Genomic DNA, 23,366 nt, shown 5'->3' on the forward strand with positions numbered 1-23,366 from the left:
TGATTCAAGTCACACTATTCTTCCTGCCAAAAACACGCCCGAAAGTATTTTTTTGCGAATAAGTAATCACTGAGCAGGCCGGCAGCTGCTTTTCTGGCCCGCGGGCTGTGCGGCGCAATTAATCGGCAGCCACTATATAGATAGGCTCTGCCGTGTATTTAGCACAGATCAATTTGACGCCATTTTTCTATCCTCTGCCCCTCAGGATTTTTATTAATCGACTTTAGAAGGTTTGACGCAAGCCTCTATTGGCGACTTGGAAGCGACACCCGGCACTTCTCGCACCAGCTTCGGCACCAAATAACCCGGTAGGCGCCGGCGTAATTGCTCAACGATTTCCACTGCCACGCTATCACTCACTTCGAAGTGGGCCGCACCATTGACCCTGTCCAACTGATGCAGGTAATAGGGCAACACACCCGCATCAAACAGGGTTTCGCTGAGGGCCTCCAGGGCTTCGCAGCTATCATTGATGCCGCGCAGCAACACCGCTTGATTTAGCAGGATCACTCCCGCTTCGCGTAGTCTGAGCAGGGCCCCACGCACCTCAGCATCAATTTCGTTAGCGTGATTACAGTGCAAAACCAGCACTGGCTTCAGGCGCGACTGGCTGAACCAGGACAGCATCTCATCAGTAATGCGGCTAGGCGCCACAATGGGTACACGACTGTGCACGCGCAATTTATTTAGATGGGGGATCTGTGCCAGCTCACCGGCGAGCCAACCGAGTTGGCGATCATTCATTACCAGTGGATCACCACCGCTCAAAATCACCTCGCGCAACTCTGTGTGTGCGCGCACATAATCAAGCGCTGCAGACCACTGTTTGCGATTCAAATGGTTATCGCCATAGGGAAATTCCCGGCGAAAGCAGTAACGACAATTTACCGCGCACTGTCCCGCCGCAATAAACAGCAGGCGACCGTGATATTTATGTACCACCCCCGGCAGTGGATTCGCCTCAGCTTCTTTTAGCGGGTCTGCACTATAACCCGCTACTACTTCCAACTCTGCAGCGCCGGGCAAAACCTGCAACAACAGCGGATCATTTGGGTCGGCAGGGCGTATACGGCGGAGAAACGGGCGCGGTACCCGCAAGGCAAACTTTTCATTGGCCCGTTGCGCCCAAGGCAGCTGCGCCGGGTCGAGCTGCAGCAACCGGATCAACTCTTCGGGATCAGTGATCAGGTCTGAAAGTTCATCCTGCCAGCGGCGGGCTTCGGAGATGTCGATCATTTCGCTGTCGACGGCTGGGGATTTCACCATAGGAATACGCACGGAAGGGAGCAACACTAAAGAAGCCATTGTACCAGAAGCTGCTCCCAGCACAGACGCTCCAGGTATTCGGCCTACCAAGCCTGATAGCGGTACCCAAAAGGCGGAAAACTGTCGATCAAAGTTACCGAGCCAAAACCAATAAAACCACACAGTCACAATGGTTTTAAAGCCAATTAATATCGGGTTCAGTCAGGCCCACACCCCGACTTTCCGTAACAAGGAGTATAAACCAAGCCTGTGCCAAATATTTTTTCTCTCACAATTATTCAACTTTGTCACATAAACAACGAAAAAAAATCGACAAAAAAATAAACGCCACACTGACCTTGAGATTAGAAAATCTCAATATCGCCCTTTCAACATAGGCGCACAGCCTGCGCTGCAAGCGAAGTAACGACTTCAATACCACCAAAGTAAAAAATCACTCCGAATCAATAAAAGTTGTTACTAACAAAAAAATAACTACCAGCATAAAAATATTACTACTCATACAAATTTCCTTAGGAAAATCTTCACAATTCCCCCATTCACAACAGGGTTAATACGGTGTTAATTTAACCAAAGACAAAGCGATAACAACCTTGTCTTTCTTGAATTCAGTGCACTCGAATTTCAATAAAAAAATAAACCGGACATCTTCCTCGTCCAATAAAAATGGAATTACATAAAGGAATAATTCGATGGAAATGCAGCTTGAATTACTTGAGGCAAATAAAGATTTACTGATTGAGCAAACTCGTGCTCACCCATTCCTCAAGCGCTGCCGCGATGGCTCTATAACCATGGAAGAGCTGAAAATTTTCCTGGTCCAACAGGGAATTTACAGCAGCTACTTCGTGCGTTACCTGTGTGCGATGATGGCCAACCTCCCCAGTAATCAAGAAGTACATGAGCTGGCTGAAAACCTGATGGAAGAACTGGGTTTGGAACCCGACAGCCCCAAGCCCCACGCTGAGATTTACCGCGAGACTCTCGAGCATTTTGGTCTGAGCTTGGAAAATGCAGAAATTCTGCCGGGCACCCAGCACCTGATCGACACTATGTTCCAACACTGCCGCGACCTGCGTGCCAGCTCGGGACTGGGCGCACTATGCCTGGGCGCAGAGGCACTGGTACCGGACCTTTATAGCGATATCATCGCCGGCTTCCGCGCCCGCGGCGTGGCAGACGAACAGTTAACTTTCTTTCTGCTGCATATCGAATGCGACGACGGCCATGCTGAAACCATCCGCGATATTATGGTCGATATCGGCAGTAAAGATGCCTCCCAGCTTGATGTCATGCTCGATGCGGGACGCCGTCTGGTGCAGGCCCGCCAACAGTTCTTCGATTCTATCGAAACGGCCTACCGCACCTCGAAACAGAGTCAGCCCCAAGCGATCCCCGCCTAAGCCGTGTTTGCCCGGCCATTTATTGTGGCTGGGCACAATACAGGGATGTATTTACCACAGTGAAATCACTGTGCTTGCTGCAAAAAATTAAAAAGATTGAACGGCACTTTCCCAGAGTTCCACCGCGCACGGCAACCGGTGAACATTCTGTGCCGTAAATATTGGAGTTAAAAATGGCTGAAACACTATCAATGAATAAAAACGAGCTGATTGAGCGCGCCAGCGAATCCATGAAGCAGCATCTGGGCGTGCCCGATTGGACTCTGCGTGAAAAACTTGCGCTCACCTGCCGTATTCTTTTTGCCCACGGACACGACTCCGGTCTGGCCGGACAGATCACTGCCCGAGCAGAAACACCAGGAAATTATTACACCCAGCGCCTGGGCCTGGGCTTTGATGAAATTACCGCGTCCAATTTGCTGGAAGTGAACGAAGATCTCGAAGTCCTTTCCGGCGACGGCATGGCCAACCCTGCCAACCGCTTCCATACTTGGATTTACCGTGCACGTCCGGATGTTAAGTGCATAGTGCACAGCCATCCAATTCATATCTCTGCACTGTCCATGCTGGAGCGCCCACTGAAAATTTCCCACATGGACGCCTGCATGCTGTACGACGACATCGCCTTCCTCAAGGAGTGGCCAGGCGTGCCGGTGGGCAACAGCGAGGGCGAGTTGATTGCTGAAGCGATCGGTGACAAGCGCGCTATTCTGCTCGCTCACCACGGCCTGATCATTGCCTGCCGCTCCGTCGAGGAAGCCTGCTCCATGGCCCTCCAGTGCGAGCGCGCCGCCCAGTTGCAAATGCTGGCGGAGTCCTCTGGCACCATTCAGGATATAAAACCGGAACTCGGCCGCGAAGCCCACGACTGGATCCTGCAGGAAAAACGCAGTCAGGCTACCTTCGCTTACTATGCCAGACGCCTGCTGCGGGATATCGACAAAAGCAACGATAATCCGCTTGGCTAATACACAGCCACCGCTACTTTTTTCAGTCCGCGGGCCCAAACCTGCGGGCTCGCAAGCAGCTCCAGCCAAGATCTGTACAAGCGGCCATAACAACTCTTCAAATCGCCGCACGGAGTCGTTCAAGCCGCCGCCCTCCTGTATAATCTCGCCCCAACATTTCAGGGCCGCAGGTAAAGTCTCTGCGCCGCGGCCTAACGAGTCGCCTGCAGCTACCATTTTTGGCGGGAGCGCACGGGATTCCCAGGGCTGGAGCGGGCCGCGGCCGGGCTTTTGTGAGGGGAAAACTCGTTAAAAATCATAGAGATACATGACTTATAAGGGCTCTAATTGCTATGGCTAATTACTCTACCAACGAATTCAAGGGCGGCCTCAAGGTAATGCTCGACGGCGATCCCTGCTCGATTGTAGAAAACGAGTTCGTCAAACCTGGCAAGGGCCAGGCATTCAACCGCGTTAAACTGCGCAACCTGAAAACCGGCCGAGTTTGGGAGCGCACCTTCCGCTCCGGCGAAAGCTTGGAAGGCGCAGATGTTATGGACCGCGAGATGGAATACCTCTACAACGATGGAGAGTTCTTCCACTTTATGGAGCCCGAAACCTTCGAACAGCACCAGGCCAGCACCGACGCAGTGGGCGACGCATCCAAATGGCTGAAAGAGCAGGATATCTGCACTGTAACCCTGTACAACGGTTCTCCGCTGGCAGTCACTCCGCCCAACCACGTCATTCTGGAAATCACTGACACCGATCCCGGCCTGCGCGGCGATACCGCCCAGGGCGGCACCAAGCCGGCTACCCTGGCTACCGGCGCTGTGGTTAAAGTGCCGTTGTTCCTGGAAATCGGCGAGACCATCAAAGTAGATACCCGCACCGGTGAATACCTGGGCCGCGCCAAAGAAGATTAATTTCCCACCTCTCGCGGGCGGCCACCGGCCGTCCGCCGCCTGAGCCAATCCCATGACCTCTAACCTCTGGCATCCTAGCGCCACCATTGAAGCTCTGCGCCATCGCGCCGCGTTAATGGCTGAAATTCGTCAATTTTTTACTGTGCGCAAGGTGCTGGAAACCGAAGTGCCAGTGCTTTCACGCCGCGCTACCAGCGACCCGCATATCGATTCCATTCCCACCCAATGCGGTGGTGACAACGCCTACCTGGCCACCAGTCCAGAGTTTGGGCTGAAGCGCTTGCTGGCCGCCGGTTTCGGCGACTGCTACTACCTGGGCAAGGCGTTTCGCCAAGGTGAAGCAGGCAGCCGCCACAACCCGGAATTCACCATGTTGGAATGGTATCGCTGCGGCTGGGATGATCGACGCCTGATGGACGAAGTGGCCGATCTACTGAGCGAAGTACTAGAAATCCAACAAGTGCAGTTACTCAGCTATCGGGAGTTGTTCCAGCGCGAATTACAGCTGGACCCCCATAACGCCAGCGATAGTGACTTACACCGCTGTGTCGAGAAGGAGATGGACCTGGCCTTCAGCCCCGCTGATCGCAGCGAATGTCTGGACTTGCTGATGAGCCATCGCCTGGAGCCCACCATGGGTGAGGGTATTACGCTGCTGTACGACTTCCCCGCAGACCAAGCGGCGCTTGCCAAGGTGCTTCCCGACGAAAGTGGCACCCCAGTGGCAAGGCGCTTCGAAGCCTATGTGGGCGGATTGGAGCTAGCCAACGGTTATTGGGAATTGACCGATAGTGCGGAACAGCTGCGTCGTTTCCAAGCGGACCATGCCAATCGCCAAAAGCACGGCCTCAATCTCTATCCCTATGAGGAGCGATTAGTGGAGGCATTGCGGGCGGGGATGCCGGAGTGTGCCGGTGTGGCACTTGGTGTGGATCGTTTATTGATGTTGGCCGGTGGTTACAAAACCATCGAAGAGGTGATCGCCTTTCCTATTGAACGCGCTTGACCCTCGTTAGACTCTATAGAACAACAAACTGATCAGCCCCCTCAAGGCGTGTAAACATAGCGCGCCACCTCGCCCACAGCAAAAAAGCCGCAATCCAATGGCAACTGCTGACGTTCCGCAGGTACCAGCGCCACTAGACTGCGGTGATGACTGCTCTGAGCCTGCACCAGCAGATAGTGAAACAGAGCCCGACCAATCCCCTGCCCTCGGTAGTCTTGCAGAGTCACCAGATCGTAGAGTCCCAGAGCATCGGCGGAGGCAAACAGGCAGCCCGCCGCCACCGGAGTATCCTGCAACCGTGCCAAAAAGAACCTGAGCCGCGCTCGGCGCTGTTCGGGAATCTCCGCCAGTGCCGTGTAAAATTTTTTTAGCTCCGCGGCTTCCAGGGCACTGCCGCACCCCGCCGCCTGTACTTCTGCATATTCGGGCAGAGCCTCTTTTTTTACCGGGGACAACACCAACCCATCCACTTTCTGTGCGGCCCCCTGCACTGCCAGGCGTTCAATCTCTGCGGCCATCGCCACCTGCGATTGCTTGCGCTGTAATCCCAGCTGCGCCAGAGCCTCGTCATCGAGCGGCTTGGAGGCGCTGTGCCACAAGGTAAATGCGCTGTGGCGCTCGGCAAAATAGTCCAGCGCGAAGCGCTGCAGTATGCGTGGCTGCATCACTGTATTGGAAACCGCCTGGTTAAGACGGCCCGATAAAAGACCAGTATCACTGCGCACAATACCGGTGATCTCTTTGGTGTGATTGGGATTGAGCAGAGCCGCACAATAACTGGCGTGAGCCTCTAGATTGCGGCAGACAAGGTTTTTGGCGCTGAGACTGTATTTCATGGGTACAAGGATAGTTCCGTTTATCCAACTCCCTAAAGAACGAAAAACCCCACACAAGGTGGGGTCGCGATCACTACTTTTCCACTTGCGAAAGCGCGCACTGATCCATAGACATTGCCGGCTGGGCACAAGTCGCCGGCCCCACCACTTTGGCCGGCACACCGGCCACCAGGGTTTTTGCCGGTACCGGCTTTAAGACCACACTGCCAGAGGCCACCTGGGCGCATTCGCCCACTTCGATATTGCCCAGTACCTTGCTGCCGGCGCCAATCAGAACCCCACAGCGAATCTTGGGATGGCGGTCGCCACTCTCCTTGCCGGTCCCCCCCAGGGTTACCGACTGCATGATAGAAACATTGTCCTCCACTATCGCAGTCTCACCAATCACAATACCGGTAGCGTGGTCCAACAGGATACCCTCCCCCACTTTTGCCGCAGGGTGAATATCCACACTGAACACCACCGAGACCCGGTGTTGTAAAAACATGGCCAGCGAACGCCGCTGCTGCCTCCACAACCAGTGCGCCACCCGGTGCACCTGCAGGGCGTGAAACCCTTTGAAGTAGAGGAAGGGCTCGTGCATGGAATTGCATGCGGAGTCCCGTAGGTAAGTGGCATTCAGATCCGCGCGCGCCGCACGACCTATTTCCGGGTCGGCCGCCAGGGCTTCATCGATCACCTCGCGGATCAGCAGTGCCGGCGCCACGGCATTGTCCAACTTGTTAGCCAGGTGAAAGCTGAGGGCCGCCTCCAAGGAGCTGTGATTGAGAATAGTGGCGTGCAGAAAACTGGCCAGGATCGGTTCGCGTTCGACCTGCTGTGCCACTTCGATGCGAATTCGCTCCCATAGTAAATCCGAGTTTGTCTCGGTGCATGAGGCATTCACAGTGGACTCTTCCATATCAAACCGCTCCCAGTGTCAGAGGTGGCTCCAGTAGTGCCGATTGCTGCTCGCGCAGTGCCAGTATATGTTCCGCCCAATAACGAGGCGTGTTAAACCAGGGAAATGCCTGAGGAAAAGCCGGATCCTGCCAGCGGCGCGCCAGCCAGGCAGCGTGGTGCATCTGGCGCAAACAGCGCAATGGTTCCACCAGCTGCAACTGCTGAGGATCAAAACTATAGAAGGTTTCATAACCTTCGAGTACCGCATCAAGGTAGGCGGTTTGCTCGGCGCGATTGCCAGAGATCAGCATCCAGATATCCTGGATGGCCGGGCCCATCAGGCAGTCATCCAGATCCACAAACCAGGGCGTCTCATCGCGCCACAGGAAGTTACCACTGTGACAGTCACCGTGCAGACGCAGTAAGTCCCAGTCACGCTCAAACAACGGGGCGACCTGTTCAATAATATGCCCGGTTACCGAGGCGTAGGCCTCACGGTTTTCCCGCGGTAAAAAATCACCATCCAGGATAAATTCTCGGCTATCAATGGCAAAGTGCTTTAGAGTCAAAGTCGGGCGATGAATAAAGGGCTTAGCGCCACCCACTGCGTGGATACGCCCGAGCATAGTGCCCACCTGCTCCAGATGATCGAAATTATCCAGCTCCAGCTGGCGCCCCCCGCGGCGGGGAAACAAGGCAAAGCGAAAGCCTGCCGACTCCAGCAGGGTATGCCCATCAAACTGCATCGGCGCCACCACCGGAATCTCCGCTTCGGCCAATTCCAGAGTGAAACGATGCTCTTCCTGAATCTGCTCATCACTCCAGCGGCCGGGGCGGTAAAATTTGGCGATCAATGGTTCCGCGCCCTCAATGCCCACTTGGTAGACCCGGTTTTCATAACTGTTTAAGGGGAAAATGCGCGCATCGGAAATCAGCCCGGTGCTCTCGACACAGTCAATCACCACGTCCGGCGTAAGGGCTTCATAGGGATGGTGGCTCTGGGTCATAGCGGGTACCAACTGAGAATCGGTTGGCTATGCTAACGCGCTCGCGGGGGCCGGGACAAACACAGAATAGCCCCGCAGCTTTAGCGACACCCAAAGAGGCTGCAGAAGGGGAAGTGGCGTGCAATAGCACTAACCAGAACCACTCCCTGAATTGCAGTGACTAACCGCCACTTGACCGCTGTTGCTGCAATAGCTGAACCATTTGGTCACGACCAAAGACCTCGGCAAAATCCTCTGCCGAATGGCCGGCCCTATTGACCTGTTGCGAATCACAGTCCTGCTTTAACAAGGTTCTTGCCAAGGCAAACTCACCACGAAAAATTGCCGCCATCAACGCGGTATTGCCGCGACGATCCTGTGCACAGGCGTCCGCACCCCTTTGCAACAAATAATCCACAGCTTCCCTGCGGCCGTTATAGGTGGCAATCATCAGTGCCGTATAGCCTTTTGAATTGCGGGTATTTAGGGGAAATCCGGCTTGCGAGAATTCACGCAGCACCTCGGTATCACCAATCCTGGCAGCGGCAAAAAAATACTGGGAGAGTTCGGTAAAGTCAGAGTCATTTTTTTCCGGTTCCACTGCCTGAGCCATTAGAGTTAGCCCCTGGGCGAGAAAGACGATTGCAAATAGAATTGATCTCATGAGTTCACCTAAACATTTTGGTGGGCGGCAACTGCCGCCCACCAATGGGTCAATATTACTGGGCCAGTTTTTTCACTCGGCTCAGGTTGCCACCAACCGCTTTGGTCAGGCGCTGACCATAGTCTTTATCGGCGTGGAAGAAATAGCTCAGCATAATGTGTTTGGTGTTGTCATCGCGCACCTTACCCAGATCACCAGCTAGGTTTTCGATCAGGTTCTGACGCTCTTTCAAACTCAAGCTGCGATAGAAAACACCGGCCTGGGCAAATGGCAGTTTCTTCTCAATCGCCTTTTGCTGGGTACTGCCAGTGAGCAGCTTATTGCTGTACAGGCCTTTGGGATCTTCGCTGCGGGCATCAATACGGCTCGGCTGATAGTTCACATCGGAAGTCTGCTGCCCGTAATTTGCGGCTCCATCTTGGTTCCAGTTATTCACTACTGCGCGGGGACGATTGATCGGCAGCTGCTGATGATTCGCTCCCAAGCGATACATTTGAGTATCGGAGTAGGAGAAAACACGGCCCTGCAGCAGACGGTCTTCAGACGGTTCAATGCCGGGCACAATATTGGCTGGCGCAAATGCGGCTTGCTCAGTTTCCTGGAAAAAATTAGTGGGCACACGGTTGAGCGTCATGGTGCCGACTTTGGTTTCCTCCACATCCAGCCACATTTTAGTCGCGTCGAGTGGGTTGTAATTAAAGCCATCAAGCTGAGAAGGTTTCAGTACCTTGATATACAAATCCCACTGGGGGTAGTCTCCTTTCTCAATGGCCGCGTACATATCTCGCGTCGCATGACTGAAATCTTTCGACTGGATTTCCGCCGCTTCCTCCGCACTTAGGTTTTTAATACCCTGGCGGGTTTTCCAGTGGAATTTCACATAATGTACTTCGCCCTTATCATTGATAAGTTTATAGGCGTGCACACCCCAACCATCCATTTGACGCAAGTTTGCCGGGGTGCCGTAGTCAGAATAAACCCAACTGAGCATATGGGTGGCTTCTGGTACATGGCTAAAGAAATCGAAAAAGCGATTTGGATCCTGCTGATTAGTTACCGGAGAGGGTTTCAGGGAATGCACCATATCCGGAAATTTAATCGCATCGCGAATAAAAAATACCGGCAGATTATTGCCTACGAGATCCCAGTTGCCCTCATCGGTATAAAACTTGGTGGCGAAGCCACGGGGATCGCGCAGAGTTTCCGGCGAGCCTTTGGAATGAATTACGGTTGAGAAGCGCACGAAGACTGGTGTCTTACTACCGGGCTCAAATACCACCGCTCGGGTCAGGTCACCAATATCCTTTGTAGCGACAAATTCACCGTGTACTCCTGTGCCGCGCGCATGTACAACCCGCTCTGGAATACGCTCACGGGCAAAGCGTTGTAATTTCTGGATCAGGTTCACATCCTGCAGTAAATTTCCACCATTTTCTCCCGCAGTTTGTGAGTTCTGATTGTCACCTATCGGTGCGCCATTATCGCGAGTTAATGTCTCAGCATTGGCACCGCCTATCAGGCCGATAGTTAATGCAAATAAAGGAAGATATTTCATCGGCAAGTCCGTCCCTAAAATTGTTTCTATTACAGGGACAGAGCTTATAAGCGAGTATATTTAGTGGGAAATTAGACCTTATTATCGTTCTTATAGTTGGGATTAATAAGCTGCACTGACTATAAAATTCCCCCTCAAGTTTTATCACTTTTTTTAAAGTGACGCTTTGGCATCAGATACCAAAGCACAATTGCCACCAAAAAAAGCGCAGGAATATCTCCCAACAAATTCGCTCGCTCAGTGCGATCGTACAATGCCTGAAACAGCATAATGGTGGCATGCACCAAGCTGGACCAAACGGTAAACCAAATTAAGCTGGCATTGGCTGCGGGATCTTTTGCCGCGCGAATAAGAAAAACACCCAAAGTTGCATAGATCCCCATAATCATCTGCTCATATTCCGGCTGTCGTGGGGTCCACCCCCACCCAGATGGCCAAACCCACATCATCATCGGATAAATAGCAAATATAAAGATCAGGCCTACGACTACCAGTGCAATAGGTAGGTACTTGGCGCGGACAGCATCATCCATAACAAAGTCTCTATTTTATTAGCTAAGCAACTACCTGAATTATTCCTGCAAATCGCCGGGCAAATGACAAACCACCTCGAGATTGTTGCCATCCGGGTCTAATACATAGGCTGCGTAGTAATCCGGGTGATACTCTTCATAGATATCCGGCACACCATTATCGGTACCACCCGCTGCCAATGCAGCTCTATAGAAATCACGCACTACCTCACGTTCCTCGGCCCGAAAGGCAATATGTAGCTGAGAGCTGCTGACTTCCTCGCTGCGAATCCAAAATTCCGGCTTATCCGCCCAGCCAAAACCAGCTGAATTATCAAACTCCATCACCAATTCATACCCCAAACACGCCAGGGCTTGGCGATAAAACTCACGGGAACGGGTAAAATCTTCAACCGGTATTCTGATGTGATCCAACATGGATTTACTTTCCCTTTCATAGGCTGGCTTCACCGCCAATCTGCAAGATAGTCCAGGGAAGGGAGTTAGACCTTGCTTGGAATGGAATCGTGACGGGCTTTACTGCGTGAAAAGAACCATTACAGCGTCGAGGCTGATGACAACCCAGCAAATTCTGTCGCCAAGTTGCCATGCCAAAATTTGAGGGGTCGGGTTAAGGAGTGATATACCAGTGATACAACCCATATGCTGCCACACCAAACCCAAAGATAAGCTGGCCGACCAAAAGTACCCGATAGGCAAAGGTGTAACGCGCAATTTCCCCACGGCGGATAGCGTCATTGGAAAAAATTCTAGCCTCTTCGGGATACTGCTGCTCGAGATTTTGCAGGGCGGGTACCGCTAACCTAAGTAGCTCGCGGCTGCGTACATCCATCAACCAAAATACCGTTACCAGGATCATCACAAAACCACCGAGCAGGGCCAATATAAGCGGGTGAAAATTTTTCTCCACCGCAGTAAAAATCCCACCCTCCACAAACATGGTCAGTACAACAAAAAAATTAAAAACCTTGAGGCGCTGGTCAGCTGCAAAGCGATAGTGCTCACAAAGGTACTTTACCTGCTCCAAACTCTTTCTCCTTGAGTCAATTTACTGGCCTTGAACCAGCGCGCGATGGCACCGATAAGAGCAAAAAAGCCGGGCGATGCCCGGCTTTTCTACAGTCCCCAACAGCCGCGCCGTCAGGGAATAGTACTTGCGCTAAATTCAGGTCAGCGATTTTCGCGATGTGCCAGTAGATCGTCAACTACTGCAGGGTCCGCCAGGGTGGAGGTATCTCCGAGGTTATCCAACTCATTACAGGCTATCTTGCGCAGAATACGCCGCATAATTTTTCCCGAGCGGGTTTTAGGCAGGCCCGGCGCCCATTGAATGACATCCGGCTTGGCAATAGGCCCTATCTCTTTGGAGCAGAGTTCAATTAACGCCTGCCACAAGGTTTCACTGGGTTCCCGCCCTGATTTCAGGGTAACAAACGCATAAATACCCTGACCCTTAATATCATGCGGATAACCCACCACTGCGGCCTCTGCGGTGTCCGGGTGCAACACCAGGGCACTCTCGATCTCAGCGGTGCCTAGGCGGTGGCCAGAAACATTCAACACATCGTCGATACGCCCGGTGATCCAGTAGTAACCATCCGCATCCCTGCGCGCACCATCGCCAGTAAAGTAATAACCGGGATAAGTAGAAAAGTAGGTATCAATCATACGTTGGCGATCGCCATATACTCCGCGAATCATCGAGGGCCAGCTTTTTTTAATCGCCAGAGCACCTTCTCCCGCACCTTCGATTTCTTTGCCGTCCCCATCCAACAACACCGGCTGCACACCAAAGAAAGGCTTTGTGGCGGAACCCGGTTTAAGCGCCATAGCACCGGGTAGCGGTGTGATCATATGAGCGCCGGTTTCCGTCTGCCACCAGGTATCCACAATAGGGCAGCGCTCATCACCGACTACCTTGTAATACCACTCCCAGGCCTCTGGGTTAATTGGCTCACCCACGGTCCCCAATAGTCGCAGGGAGCTGCGTTCTGTACTGGTGACAAACGCATCCCCCGCTCCCATTAATGCACGGATCGCCGTGGGCGCAGTGTAAAAGCTGTTGACCTGATGTTTATCCACAACCTGCCAAAAACGTGAGGCATCCGGATAGGTGGGCACGCCTTCAAACATTAACGTGGTGGCTCCGGCAGCCAGGGGACCGTAGACGATATAGCTATGGCCGGTAATCCAACCGACATCCGCGGTGCACCAGAAAACCTCACCCTCCCGGTAATCAAATACATATTTGAAAGTCATGGTGGCCATCAGCAAATAACCAGCGGTGGTATGTAGCACCCCTTTTGGTTTGCCGGTGGAACCGGAGGTATAGAGGATGAACAGCGGATCTTCAGCGCTGACGACTTCTGGTGCACAGTCGCCATCCATTTCTGCGATGGCATCCGCATACCAGATATCCCGTTTACTATCCCAGTCCACTGGGGCGCCGATATGCTTTACCACAATGGCCGTATGAACGCTGGGGCACTCAGACAGGGCCTGATCTACATTAGCTTTGAGGGGAATATGCTTACCCCCTCGAATCGCTTCATCGGCGGTAATCACCAAGCGACAATCAGAGTCGAGTATGCGATCCCTTAGCGAAACCGGCGAGAAACCGCCAAACACCACCGAATGCACCGCACCAATACGGGCACAGGCGAGCATGGCATAGGCCGCCTCGGGAATCATGGGCATATAAATGCAAACCCGATCCCCTTTCTTCACTCCACGAGATTTCAACAAGTTCGCCAGGCGGCACACATTGTCATACAGAGTGCGATAGGTAATCGCTACACTATCCGCAGGGTCGTCTCCCTCCCACAAAATGGCGGTTTGCTCACTGCGGCTAGCTAAGTGTCTGTCGATGCAATTCACCGTGACATTGAGTTGACCATCGGCAAACCAAGCCGTATGCCCTCGGTGCATATCCTCCTCCAGCACCTGGGTAAAAGATTTTTCCCACTGCAGAAAATCCTTGGCCTGCTGAGCCCAGAATGCCTCTGGATCTTGCACCGATTGTCGATACATTTTTTCGTAGTCTTCAGCGCCAATCAGAGCATTGGCGGCAAACTTGGCAGGTATGGGGCGGGTATGCACATCTGACATCATCTTCTCCCTTATTATTAGCGTGGCACCTTGGCCTAGAGAATTCTGAATTTATGGGGTCTTATTCGACTCACTTTATAGCATTGCCTGGGTGAAACAATCCCCCCACCGCTGGCAGAGTTGAAAAGTAGGAAACATTCACACGGTACAAGATAATTCGTCCATTTCTCACCCACTGGGGACGGCTAAAACAACAAGGGGCCAGAAGGTTGACTAACAACAGAAAATTATCGATTAAGCCCTGGACAATTTACCGGATATTAAATCCAGATATTATTATCCGCGGTCAGTTCACCTCCGGCATCACCAGTATTCACAACGCCTCTGGGCTCAACCAGTAAAATCTCGCACTCCTGTTCAGCCCTTGGCTTGTGCTCCACGCCTTTGGGCACCACAGCCATCTCCCCAGGACCCAAACAGATAGTATTATCGCGAAACTCAATTTCCATTTGTCCTGAGACAACGATAAAAACCTCATCCGTATCGGGATGATCATGCCAGGTAAACTCTCCTTGTATCTTTACCAGCTTGAACTGGTAATCATTCATCTCCGCGATGACCTTAGGAGACCAATGGTCCGAGAACTTTGCTAGCTTTTCTCTAAAATTAATGACTTTATAGCGCATTTCTAATCCTTTCCTCCTAAGCAAGAAAGCACTTATTAATTAAAACTATATCAAACGTGAGGTCTCAACTAAGTCTCTGAGGCTTCCAACAGTATGCTGACTAAAAACCAACTCTCCCGATTCACTTAGACGGGCAGCAACTATTCCAATCCCTTTTTTCTTCACTCCTGAAAAACTGCCATCGTAAATAAAGTTCGAACCACAGGATGGGCTGTTTTCTGTAAGCACCGCAAACTTGTTATCCTGATTTCGACACAAGCGCAGGGCTACGTCCGCTCCCCATATCAATTGATCTGTCAGATCCTTATGATCAATTCCTATAATTCTGGCCGTGCCCGCTAAAACCTCAGCACCACTACCGCCGAAAATCTCTGCCGGATCTCTGGGTATAGGCAATCCGGCTGCAACTTCCGGACACAGAGGAACGATATCCTGGGTTTCTATAAGCCAATCAAAATCGTTGTTATGGACCTCAACATCACTACCGTTATAACGCACGGCACACCCCAGGAGACAAGAACTCACTAGTATTTTGGTCATATACACCTGCGGTCAAAATGGACACAATAGAAAATAATGCTTAAAGGTCACTTAGATTACACGAGCATTAAGGTTGCCCAGCAAGTAAATTAAGATAGAAAGTCGGAAAAGTTAGACAAATAAATCCAGGTTAAGCGAACGCCCCCTAAACAAATCCATTAGAGAAATAAATCATGCTGCGCTCTATACTGATTTTGATTATCAGCCTGTTCACAATCCCTGTAGCTAATGCCAAACAATTGGCGATTACGCTTGACGATGCCCCCCGCAAAGCCGATGGCTACTTTGACGGACCAACTCGAGCAAAAACACTAATTGAGAACCTGGAAAAGCACAAAATTGGACAAGTAGCCTTCTTTGCCACCACGCAATCACTGAATCAGGAAGGCCTAGAGAGAATAGGCACATACAACAAGGCCGGGCATATTATTGGCAATCACACCCATAGCCATCCCAACTTTCTTGAGACAGAGCTATCCGTCTATCAGTCAGATTTTTTACAAGCCCATCATCTACTGCAAAAATTTGACAATTTTAAACCCTATTTCCGCTTTCCCTACCTGCGCGAGGGAGAAACTATCGAAAAACGGGATGGCATGCGAAATCTATTACAGAAAAATAATTACCAAAATGCCTATATCACCTTAAATAATTACGACTGGTATATCGAAGAGCTTTTCCAAGCGGCGGTGAAAGTCGGGAAACCGGTTGATATGGAGAGACTCTCAAAGTTTTATGTCGACGTTCTTATGGCGAGTATTAATTACTACGACGATATGGCGAGCAAATATCTCGGGCGCTCACCCAAGCACGTCCTACTGTTACATGAAATGGACATTACGGCGTTGTTTATTGGCGATTTAGCTCGTCGCCTGCAGCGGGAAGGCTGGGAAATAATTTCTTTGCAGGAGGCCTATCAAGATCCCATCGCCAAATACCAACTCGACCAACCGATTAAATACAATCCTGGCAGAGTCGGCGAAATCGCCCTTGCTAAAGGGCAAAAGAAAAATCTCTGGCATTACACCCTGAATGAGTCCTACCTGGAAAAGAGGTTCAATCAGGAAGTGTTATTGATGTCTGATCACTAAATGTCAGGGATGCTACAGGGCACAAAGCCCTGTAACGGAGAGAATCAGGCTTCAGCGAGCTGAACCGGAATGGTATTAGTGCTGCGCTCTACCTTGTTGCTTTCATCCAGGTAGACCAGCTTGGGCTTGTGGCTATCGGCCTCTGCCTCTGTCATCTGGGCATAGGAAGCGATAATAATACGATCGCCAACTTGTACACGGCGGGCAGCGGCACCATTCATGGAGATAATACCGGAGCCGCGCTCGGCCAGAATCACATAGGTGTGAAAGCGCTCACCGTTGCTCACGTTGTAAATATCGATTTTTTCGAATTCACGCAGACCGGCTAGCTCTACCAGATCTTCATCAATTGCGCAGGAGCCGTCATACCAGAGTTCGGCCTGGGTCACCGCGGCCATATGCAGTTTGCACTTCAACATTTCAATTTGCATGGTTGGATGCCCCTCAGAGTTCCAGGGATACGTTGTCGATCAGGCGCGCGGCACTGGTGTACATCGCCCCCAGAATCGTAATTTGTTTATCGTCATCAGCCGCCGGCTGTAAGTCCTTGCTGTAGCAGATGGAGAAATAGTCGACGCGGAAGCCAGTGACTTCGATACGCTGGCGCGCCTCTTTTTCCAGGTCGGCAAAATCCCGGCGCCCACCCACGATTTCATCTTTAACCCAATTCAGTGACTGGTTGAGCACCGCCACCTTGGGGCGCTCATCTGCAGTGATATAGCCATTGCGCGAGCTCAGAGCCAGACCGTCGCTCTCGCGGTGTACCGGCGCAGCAATGATTTCCACCGGAATACACAGGTCCTCGACCATACGGCGAATCACCGCCAATTGCTGGAAGTCCTTGATGCCAAATACGGCCTTGTCCGGCTGCACAATATTAAACAGCTTGGAGACTACCGTCGTCACCCCTTCGAAGTGACCGGGGCGACTCGCGCCACAAAGCACATCGGTCATGGCCGGGCAAACTACGCGGGTCTGCTGGTCCATACCGTTGGGATAAATCTCGTTCTCATCCGGGTGGAACAGGAAATCGCACTCGGCTTCGCGCAACCGGGCCATATCCCGCTCCATAGTGCGCGGATATTTGTCCCAATCCTCATTCAGGCCAAACTGCAGGCGGTTGACGAAGATCGATACCACTACTAGGTCGCAGTGCTGCTGGGCCAACTTGACCAGCTCGATATGGGCGTCATGCAGATTGCCCATGGTGGGCACGAAGCCCACGGTCTTGCCGTCTGCTCGGGCTCTGGCCAGCGCCTCGCGCAGGCTGGCTACGTGGTGGAAGACTTGCATCTCTCTACCGCTCACTATGTATCAGCGCGGCATCATACTCGCTGAGACGAGGCGTCTCAACTTAGCAAAAGTGCCGCTATCCCCAGGTTTTTCCCACGACATCTCTGATAGCTCACAGACCACTGTCTAGGTCATATCAGCCGGATTCCAAGTCACTTACAAATTATCCCACCACACCTCTCCCCCACCTCAAGTTATCGCGCAGAGTTCAGGAAGTGTTCATGCCCGCCAGGGCAAACTGCCCGCCAAGATCCACAAACGACTTTAAACGACATCAAAGAGCCATCCGTGCTCGGGAGCGCTGCCATGAGACACTTCACTACTGCCATCGCCGCCGCGGGCCTATTGCTCCTGGCAACCCCTGCCATTTCCGAAGTACATAGGGGACACCAGCGGGCAATGGACCACGATCACCACGGACAGGGAAGAGCCCATCGCGAGCAGCGTCACATGGAACGCGACAGACATCATAATCGCAAGCACGAGAGAGAACATCGTAGAGAAGAGCGCAGACAGCGCAAGGAAGCACGCAGAGAGCGTAGAGAGGAGCGCAGACATCGCCGAGAAGTCCGCCACGCTTACAAAGATGGTTACTCCGATGGTTATAGCCGCGGCCACCGCACAGGCCACCGCACAGGCCACCGGCACGAGCACCGCGCGGTGCACAGACCCCATTATAGCCGTGGCCACCATGGGCATCGTCCTCGCTGGCGCCCGGCACATTACGGCTACGGCTACAGCTGGCGCCACCTACCGCAAAATTTTGTCAGTGTCAGCATCGGCGCCACCGGCTTCTACTATAGCGAAGGTATTTTCTACCGCCCAGCCTCTCACGGCTATGTGGTAACCCGTCCGCCTCACGGCGCCATCGTGCATAGCTTACCGGCCTCAGCCCTGACAGTGGTTGTCGGTGGCTACAACTACTATGTAGCCTACGACACCTATTACCGCTGGGATGACCGACGACGCGGCTACCGCGTTGTGCCCAACCCCGGACTGTTTTAACCGCGCTATTCCATCCCCCCAAGCTTCAGCGGTCTTCGGACCGCTTTTTTATTTCGCGGCTAAATTTCCACAACAATTCCTCATCGTAAAGCGCGCTGAAGCCAGAAAAAAACCGAATAAATATTTAGTTTTTTACAGGGAAAAAAATCAACGTTTTTTTATCTATAGTTATTGCTTTCCAGCACTGCTGGGCCCAAGATTCGCGCCCGCCACAGATCAACGGAAAGGCGCCATGAAACAGCAACAAGTAAAAAACTGGACCTGCGACGATTCTGCCGAACTTTACGGCATCCGCAACTGGGGCGCCGGCTATTTCGATTTAAATGAAGACGGTGAAGTTTCGGTCCTGGTCGAGGGTCCCAACGGGGAATCCCAAAGTGTCTCTCTGATGGAGATCGCCCGCGGCGCCACCGAGCGCGGCCTGGGCATGCCCTTACTACTGCGCATTGAAAATCTGCTCGATGCACAGATCGCCCGCATTAATGAATCCTTTGCCCGCGCCATCGAAAATTGCGGCTACGGCAATGTTTTTCGCGGGGTCTTCCCGATCAAAGTCAACCAGCAATGTCAGGTGATCGAGGAGATCGCCAGCGCCGGCCGCCGTTTTAACCACGGCCTGGAGGCTGGCAGCAAGGCGGAACTGATCGCTGCACTGTCCATTCTGGACAACACCGAATCTCTGATCATCTGTAACGGCTACAAGGACGAGGAATTTATCAACCTCGGCCTGCAGGCGCAGCGCCTGGGTGTACAGATTTTCTTCGTAGTAGAAACGCCCTCGGAAGTGGAAACCATCATCCGCTGCGCAGAGCGCGAGCAGGTGCGCCCCAATATCGGCGCGCGGGTGAAACTCGCCTCCAAGGTGGGCGGCTACTGGAACGCCACCAGTGGCGACCGCAGCATTTTCGGCCTGGGCAGTAACGACCTGATTGCCATGGTCGACCAGCTGCGCAGCCACAATATGCTCGACTGCCTCAAGCTGCTGCACTACCACCTGGGCTCGCAGGTACCGAATATTCGCGATATTCGCACCGGAGTGTTGGAAGCTTGCCGCTATTACGCCGATCTGGTGGAAGAAGGCGCTCCCATGGGCTATCTGGACTTGGGCGGTGGCCTGGCGGTGGACTACGACGGCACCAAGACCAACTACACCCACTCCAAGAACTATTCCCTCGACGAGTACTGCGTGGATGTCGTGGAAGCCATTATGGGGACTCTCGACAGTGAAGGGGTTGCCCACCCGGTGATTATCACCGAGTCCGGCCGCGCTACCGTGGCCTACTCCTCTGTGCTTTTGTTCGATGTGCTCGACACCACTCGCTTCGAACCGGTGGAACTGGAGCACACCAAGATCAGCGACGGCGACCACCAGATGTTGCTCAATCTGCAGGATGCGGTGAGTAGCATCACCCCCAAAAACCTGCAGGAGAGCTACAACGACGCCCTTTATTATCGCGACGAAGTGCGCTCTTTGTACCTACACGGCCAGGTGAGCCTGCGCGAGCGCGCCAATGCGGAGAACCTGTTCCTGCAGGGTGCCCAGGAAATTCGCGCACTCCTCGACGAAGCCGAAGTAATACCCGCTGACCTGCAGGCCCTGCCAGAGGTGCTGTCGGATATCTACTACGCCAATGTGAGCGTCTTCCAGTCGATCCCGGATATGTGGGCCATCGACCAGGTATTCCCGCTACTGCCGATCCATCGCCTGGATGAGGCGCCGACCCGCTCGGGTATCATCGCCGACATCACTTGCGACTGCGACGGTAAGATCGACCGCTTTATCGGTCGCGAGAAGGAGCAGAAAACCCTGCCCCTGCACGAACTGAAAGAGGGCGAGGACTATATCCTCGGCACCTTCCTGGTGGGGGCCTACCAGGAAACTCTGGGCGATTTGCACAACCTGTTTGGCGATACCAACGTGGTGAGTGTACGTATCCAGGAGGACGGCAGTATCGACTTCAGTCATGAGATTCACGGCGACAGTATTTCCGACGTGCTGAGTTACGTAGAATATCAACCCAAAGAACTGTTCGAGCGTTTCCGCCGCCTGGCGGAGCGCGCTGTGAAACAGGGGTTGATCACCGCTGCCCAGCGCAAGCAGATTCTGCATACCTATACCGCCAGCATGAGCGGTTACACCTACTTCGAAAAGTAAGTTTAAAAAATAAGGCGGCAAGCCTTTAAGAAGATAGCGGCGGCCAACGCCGCAGACTAAGGAGATCTTTATGGCCAACGTACTGATCATCGGCGCCGGCGGCGTCGGCCAGGTAGTTGCGCATAAGTGCGCACAAGTTCCTGAAGTATTTGAAAACATCACCCTCGCCAGCCGCACCAAGAGCAAGTGCGACAAGATCGCGGAGATGTTGCCGCGGAAAATTGATACCGCCGAAGTCGATGCGGATAACGTACCCGAACTGGTCAAGCTGATCGAAAAAGTGAAGCCGGACATGATCATCAATGTGGCCCTGCCCTACCAGGACCTGCACATCATGGATGCCTGCCTGGAAACCGGCGTGCACTACCTAGACACCGCCAACTACGAGCCGCCGGAAGAGGCCAAGTTCGAGTACAAATGGCAGTGGGCCTACCAGGAGAAGTTCGAGAAAGCCGGCCTGATGGCCCTGCTGGGCAGCGGTTTTGACCCCGGCGTGACCAGCGTATTTACCGCCTACGCCAAGAAGCACCACTTCGATCGTATCCACACCCTGGATATTCTCGACTGCAACGCCGGCGACCACGGCCTGCCTTTCGCCACCAACTTCAACCCGGAAATCAATATCCGCGAGATTACCGCCAACGGCCGCTATTGGGAAAATGGCCAGTGGGTAACCACCAAGCCGATGGAAGAGAAGCGTGTCTTCAACTTCCCCGAAGGCATCGGCGACAAAGACATCTACCTGCTGTATCACGAAGAGCTGGAGTCCCTGTCCAAGCACTTCCCTGAAATCGAGCGCGCGCGCTTCTGGATGACTTTTGGTGAAAGCTACCTGAAGCATCTCGAAGTACTGCAAAACGTCGGTATGACCGGCATCGAACCGGTGCAGTTCCAAGGCCAGGAAATTGTGCCCATTCAGTTCCTCAAGGCGATGCTGCCAGACCCCGCCAGCCTGGGCCCGCTGACCAAAGGCAAGACCTGCATCGGCAACATTATCCGCGGCAGCAAAGACGGCGAAGAGAAGATCTACTACGTCTACAACACCTGCGATCACCAGGATTGCTACAAAGAGGTACAGTCCCAGGCCATCTCCTACACCACTGGAGTACCGGCAATGATCGGCGCCAAGATGATGCTGGAAGGCAAGTGGATGAAGCCCGGCGTGTGGAACATGGAGCAGATGGACCCGGACCCCTTTATGGACGACCTGAACAAGTACGGCCTGCCCTGGCAGGAAACCTGGCTGGATAAGCCCTTCCAGTAATTCCGCACTTTTCCATACCCCTCGGGATGGGCCCTGGCGCCCATCCCGCGCAGCAGGATAAAGAAGCTCCCTATGGATCTCACTCCCCGCCTAGACTACTTCGGACACTTTGACCCCTACCGCGTACCCTCTCCCTGTTTCGTGGTCGATGAAATCGCCTTGCGCGACAACCTGGCACTACTGGCCGATGTGCAGAAACGCAGTGGCGCCAAAGTATTGGCCGCATTGAAAGCGTTCTCCATGTTCAGCACCGGTCCAATTGTTGCTGAATACCTGTCGGGCACCTGTGCCAGTGGCCTGTTTGAGGCGAAACTCGGCTTTGAAGAGTACGGCGGGCGCGACCAGGGCAAGGAAGTCCATGTTTTCAGTGCCGGCTATAAAGAAGATGAACTACGCGAAATTCTGCAGTTCGCCCACCACGTAATCTTCAACTCCTTTTCCCAGTGGAAACGCTACCGGGGACTGTGCCTGGATATGCAGAAGCAGCGCCCGGAACTGCGCTTTGGCCTGCGTATTAACCCAGAGCACTCCGAAGGCCACACCGACCTCTACGACCCCTGCGCGCCCTGCTCACGGCTGGGTATCGTGCGTTCACTGTTTGACGATGAGTCGCTGGAGGGCATTAGCGGCCTGCACTTCCACACCCTGTGTGAACAAGACTTCAAACCGCTGGAGCGCACCATCGCTGCCGTGGAAGAGAAATTTGGCGACCTGATCCCGCAGATGGAGTGGATCAATTTTGGCGGTGGCCACCATATCACCCGCCGCGATTACCAGGTCGACGAGCTGGTTAGCGCCGTGCGCAATTTTTCTGAAAAATATGGTGTGCAGGTCTACCTGGAGCCCGGTGAGGCTATTTCCCTGTTCGCCGGCATCCTGGTGACAGAAGTGGTGGATACCGCCTGGAACGGCCAAAACCAGGCCATTCTCGACGCCTCCGCCACCTGCCATATGCCGGATGTTCTGGAGATGCCCTACCGTCCGGAAATCACCGGCGCCGCGCGCCCCGGCGAACTGCCCCACACCTACCGCCTGGGCGGGCAGAGCTGCCTGGCCGGCGACAGCATCGGCGAGTACAGCTTCCACAACCCGCTTAGGGTAGGAGAACGCCTGGTGTTCGAGGAAATGGCCTACTACACCATGGTGAAAACCAACACCTTCAATGGCATCCCCCTGCCCTCCATCGCCCTGTGGAACTCAGAGACCGACGACCTGAAAATCATCAAGAGCTTCGGTTACGACGACTTCAAAGAGCGCCTCTCCTGAAAGCCCCAACAAGA

At 53.2% G+C, this 23,366-nt stretch carries 23 protein-coding genes; 9 read left to right on the plus strand and 14 right to left on the minus strand.

The window, feature by feature from the left end; genetic code table 11:
* Window positions 1–213: 213 nt before the first annotated feature.
* A complete protein-coding gene (gene epmB, locus ACJJIV_RS09315) occupies window positions 214–1,236 on the minus strand; it encodes an EF-P beta-lysylation protein EpmB (RefSeq protein WP_444891709.1) in 1,023 nt (340 codons plus the stop codon).
* Between the two features lie 722 nt (window positions 1,237–1,958).
* Here epmB and ACJJIV_RS09320 point away from each other — a divergent pair.
* The 4 genes from ACJJIV_RS09320 to epmA all read left to right on the plus strand — a co-directional run bounded on the left by ACJJIV_RS09320 (window position 1,959) and on the right by epmA (window position 5,548).
* Complete coding sequence (locus ACJJIV_RS09320) at window positions 1,959–2,669, plus strand: iron-containing redox enzyme family protein (RefSeq protein WP_444891508.1); 711 nt, start codon at window positions 1,959–1,961, stop codon at window positions 2,667–2,669.
* A 173-nt stretch (window positions 2,670–2,842) separates the two neighbouring features.
* Window positions 2,843–3,637, plus strand: coding sequence for an aldolase (locus ACJJIV_RS09325; RefSeq protein WP_444891509.1), 795 nt, complete (start codon window positions 2,843–2,845; stop codon window positions 3,635–3,637).
* Window positions 3,638–3,969: 332 nt separating this feature from the next.
* Window positions 3,970–4,542 (plus strand): elongation factor P, encoded by a 573-nt coding sequence (efp, locus tag ACJJIV_RS09330; protein WP_252084272.1) that lies wholly within the window; start codon window positions 3,970–3,972, stop codon window positions 4,540–4,542.
* Window positions 4,543–4,594: 52 nt separating this feature from the next.
* A complete protein-coding gene (gene epmA / locus ACJJIV_RS09335; RefSeq protein WP_444891510.1) occupies window positions 4,595–5,548 on the plus strand; it encodes an EF-P lysine aminoacylase EpmA in 954 nt (317 codons plus the stop codon).
* 41 nt (window positions 5,549–5,589) lie between these two features.
* Here epmA and ACJJIV_RS09340 read toward each other — a convergent pair whose 3' ends face one another.
* From ACJJIV_RS09340 to ACJJIV_RS09390, 11 genes are all read right to left on the minus strand, one after another.
* Complete coding sequence (locus tag ACJJIV_RS09340) at window positions 5,590–6,384, minus strand: GNAT family N-acetyltransferase (protein ID WP_444891511.1); 795 nt, start codon at window positions 6,382–6,384, stop codon at window positions 5,590–5,592.
* A 73-nt stretch (window positions 6,385–6,457) separates the two neighbouring features.
* Complete coding sequence (gene cysE / locus ACJJIV_RS09345; RefSeq protein WP_252084269.1) at window positions 6,458–7,285, minus strand: serine O-acetyltransferase; 828 nt, start codon at window positions 7,283–7,285, stop codon at window positions 6,458–6,460.
* Between the two features lies 1 nt (window position 7,286).
* Window positions 7,287–8,273 (minus strand): SrkA family protein kinase, encoded by a 987-nt coding sequence (locus ACJJIV_RS09350; RefSeq protein WP_252084268.1) that lies wholly within the window; start codon window positions 8,271–8,273, stop codon window positions 7,287–7,289.
* A 160-nt stretch (window positions 8,274–8,433) separates the two neighbouring features.
* Entirely contained in the window at window positions 8,434–8,916 is a 483-nt protein-coding gene (locus ACJJIV_RS09355) for an ankyrin repeat domain-containing protein (RefSeq protein WP_444883560.1), read from the minus strand.
* Window positions 8,917–8,971: 55 nt separating this feature from the next.
* Entirely contained in the window at window positions 8,972–10,471 is a 1,500-nt protein-coding gene (locus ACJJIV_RS09360; protein WP_444891512.1) for a catalase, read from the minus strand.
* A gap of 134 nt (window positions 10,472–10,605) precedes the next feature.
* The gene (locus ACJJIV_RS09365) at window positions 10,606–11,004 is read right to left on the minus strand and encodes a DUF6632 domain-containing protein (protein ID WP_252084265.1); all 399 of its coding nucleotides are present in this window, start codon (window positions 11,002–11,004) and stop codon (window positions 10,606–10,608) included.
* A 39-nt stretch (window positions 11,005–11,043) separates the two neighbouring features.
* Entirely contained in the window at window positions 11,044–11,421 is a 378-nt protein-coding gene (locus ACJJIV_RS09370) for a VOC family protein (protein ID WP_252084264.1), read from the minus strand.
* A 193-nt stretch (window positions 11,422–11,614) separates the two neighbouring features.
* Entirely contained in the window at window positions 11,615–12,031 is a 417-nt protein-coding gene (locus tag ACJJIV_RS09375) for a RipA family octameric membrane protein (RefSeq protein WP_252084263.1), read from the minus strand.
* Between the two features lie 143 nt (window positions 12,032–12,174).
* Window positions 12,175–14,112 (minus strand): acetate--CoA ligase, encoded by a 1,938-nt coding sequence (gene acs / locus ACJJIV_RS09380; RefSeq protein WP_444891513.1) that lies wholly within the window; start codon window positions 14,110–14,112, stop codon window positions 12,175–12,177.
* Window positions 14,113–14,372: 260 nt separating this feature from the next.
* A complete protein-coding gene (locus ACJJIV_RS09385; protein WP_252084261.1) occupies window positions 14,373–14,738 on the minus strand; it encodes a cupin domain-containing protein in 366 nt (121 codons plus the stop codon).
* A 45-nt stretch (window positions 14,739–14,783) separates the two neighbouring features.
* Window positions 14,784–15,278, minus strand: a complete 495-nt coding sequence (locus ACJJIV_RS09390) for a 2-thiouracil desulfurase family protein (RefSeq protein WP_444891514.1) — start codon at window positions 15,276–15,278, stop codon at window positions 14,784–14,786.
* Window positions 15,279–15,451: 173 nt separating this feature from the next.
* Between ACJJIV_RS09390 and ACJJIV_RS09395 the strand changes: the two genes are divergently transcribed.
* Window positions 15,452–16,369 carry a polysaccharide deacetylase family protein gene (locus tag ACJJIV_RS09395; RefSeq protein ID WP_444891515.1) on the plus strand — a complete coding sequence of 306 codons (918 nt, stop codon included), beginning with the start codon at window positions 15,452–15,454 and terminating at the stop codon, window positions 16,367–16,369.
* Window positions 16,370–16,413: 44 nt separating this feature from the next.
* Here ACJJIV_RS09395 and panD read toward each other — a convergent pair whose 3' ends face one another.
* Window positions 16,414–16,800: an aspartate 1-decarboxylase gene (panD, locus tag ACJJIV_RS09400; protein WP_252084259.1), complete on the minus strand. Its 387-nt coding sequence runs from the start codon at window positions 16,798–16,800 to the stop codon at window positions 16,414–16,416.
* A gap of 13 nt (window positions 16,801–16,813) precedes the next feature.
* On the minus strand, window positions 16,814–17,662 hold the full coding sequence (gene panC / locus ACJJIV_RS09405) for a pantoate--beta-alanine ligase (protein WP_444891516.1): 849 nt from the start codon (window positions 17,660–17,662) through the stop codon (window positions 16,814–16,816).
* 306 nt (window positions 17,663–17,968) lie between these two features.
* Between panC and ACJJIV_RS09410 the strand changes: the two genes are divergently transcribed.
* The 4 genes from ACJJIV_RS09410 (at window position 17,969) to nspC (ending at window position 23,352) form a co-directional block, all read left to right on the plus strand.
* Entirely contained in the window at window positions 17,969–18,667 is a 699-nt protein-coding gene (locus ACJJIV_RS09410; RefSeq protein ID WP_444891517.1) for a DUF6515 family protein, read from the plus strand.
* A gap of 232 nt (window positions 18,668–18,899) precedes the next feature.
* On the plus strand, window positions 18,900–20,822 hold the full coding sequence (gene speA / locus ACJJIV_RS09415; protein ID WP_444891518.1) for a biosynthetic arginine decarboxylase: 1,923 nt from the start codon (window positions 18,900–18,902) through the stop codon (window positions 20,820–20,822).
* 70 nt (window positions 20,823–20,892) lie between these two features.
* A complete protein-coding gene (locus tag ACJJIV_RS09420; protein ID WP_444887836.1) occupies window positions 20,893–22,086 on the plus strand; it encodes a saccharopine dehydrogenase family protein in 1,194 nt (397 codons plus the stop codon).
* 72 nt (window positions 22,087–22,158) lie between these two features.
* The gene (nspC, locus tag ACJJIV_RS09425) at window positions 22,159–23,352 is read left to right on the plus strand and encodes a carboxynorspermidine decarboxylase (protein WP_444891519.1); all 1,194 of its coding nucleotides are present in this window, start codon (window positions 22,159–22,161) and stop codon (window positions 23,350–23,352) included.
* Window positions 23,353–23,366 lie beyond the last annotated feature (14 nt).

The organism is Microbulbifer mixtoriginis (SeqCode) (assembly GCF_052466765.1).

Coding starts and splice junctions, on each gene's coding strand:
- ACJJIV_RS09360 (WP_444891512.1), bottom strand. CDS start 10,471: ATGAAATATCTTCCTTTATTTGCATTAACTATCGGCCTGATAGGCGGT.
- epmB (WP_444891709.1), bottom strand. CDS start 1,236: ATGATCGACATCTCCGAAGCCCGCCGCTGGCAGGATGAACTTTCAGAC.
- efp (WP_252084272.1), top strand. CDS start 3,970: ATGGCTAATTACTCTACCAACGAATTCAAGGGCGGCCTCAAGGTAATG.
- ACJJIV_RS09370 (WP_252084264.1), bottom strand. CDS start 11,421: ATGTTGGATCACATCAGAATACCGGTTGAAGATTTTACCCGTTCCCGT.
- ACJJIV_RS09420 (WP_444887836.1), top strand. CDS start 20,893: ATGGCCAACGTACTGATCATCGGCGCCGGCGGCGTCGGCCAGGTAGTT.
- speA (WP_444891518.1), top strand. CDS start 18,900: ATGAAACAGCAACAAGTAAAAAACTGGACCTGCGACGATTCTGCCGAA.
- ACJJIV_RS09385 (WP_252084261.1), bottom strand. CDS start 14,738: ATGCGCTATAAAGTCATTAATTTTAGAGAAAAGCTAGCAAAGTTCTCG.
- cysE (WP_252084269.1), bottom strand. CDS start 7,285: ATGGAAGAGTCCACTGTGAATGCCTCATGCACCGAGACAAACTCGGAT.
- panD (WP_252084259.1), bottom strand. CDS start 16,800: ATGCAAATTGAAATGTTGAAGTGCAAACTGCATATGGCCGCGGTGACC.
- ACJJIV_RS09350 (WP_252084268.1), bottom strand. CDS start 8,273: ATGACCCAGAGCCACCATCCCTATGAAGCCCTTACGCCGGACGTGGTG.
- panC (WP_444891516.1), bottom strand. CDS start 17,662: ATGCAAGTCTTCCACCACGTAGCCAGCCTGCGCGAGGCGCTGGCCAGA.
- ACJJIV_RS09365 (WP_252084265.1), bottom strand. CDS start 11,004: ATGGATGATGCTGTCCGCGCCAAGTACCTACCTATTGCACTGGTAGTC.
- ACJJIV_RS09320 (WP_444891508.1), top strand. CDS start 1,959: ATGGAAATGCAGCTTGAATTACTTGAGGCAAATAAAGATTTACTGATT.
- ACJJIV_RS09410 (WP_444891517.1), top strand. CDS start 17,969: ATGAGACACTTCACTACTGCCATCGCCGCCGCGGGCCTATTGCTCCTG.
- nspC (WP_444891519.1), top strand. CDS start 22,159: ATGGATCTCACTCCCCGCCTAGACTACTTCGGACACTTTGACCCCTAC.
- ACJJIV_RS09390 (WP_444891514.1), bottom strand. CDS start 15,278: ATGACCAAAATACTAGTGAGTTCTTGTCTCCTGGGGTGTGCCGTGCGT.
- ACJJIV_RS09325 (WP_444891509.1), top strand. CDS start 2,843: ATGGCTGAAACACTATCAATGAATAAAAACGAGCTGATTGAGCGCGCC.
- ACJJIV_RS09355 (WP_444883560.1), bottom strand. CDS start 8,916: ATGAGATCAATTCTATTTGCAATCGTCTTTCTCGCCCAGGGGCTAACT.
- acs (WP_444891513.1), bottom strand. CDS start 14,112: ATGTCAGATGTGCATACCCGCCCCATACCTGCCAAGTTTGCCGCCAAT.
- epmA (WP_444891510.1), top strand. CDS start 4,595: ATGACCTCTAACCTCTGGCATCCTAGCGCCACCATTGAAGCTCTGCGC.
- ACJJIV_RS09395 (WP_444891515.1), top strand. CDS start 15,452: ATGCTGCGCTCTATACTGATTTTGATTATCAGCCTGTTCACAATCCCT.
- ACJJIV_RS09340 (WP_444891511.1), bottom strand. CDS start 6,384: ATGAAATACAGTCTCAGCGCCAAAAACCTTGTCTGCCGCAATCTAGAG.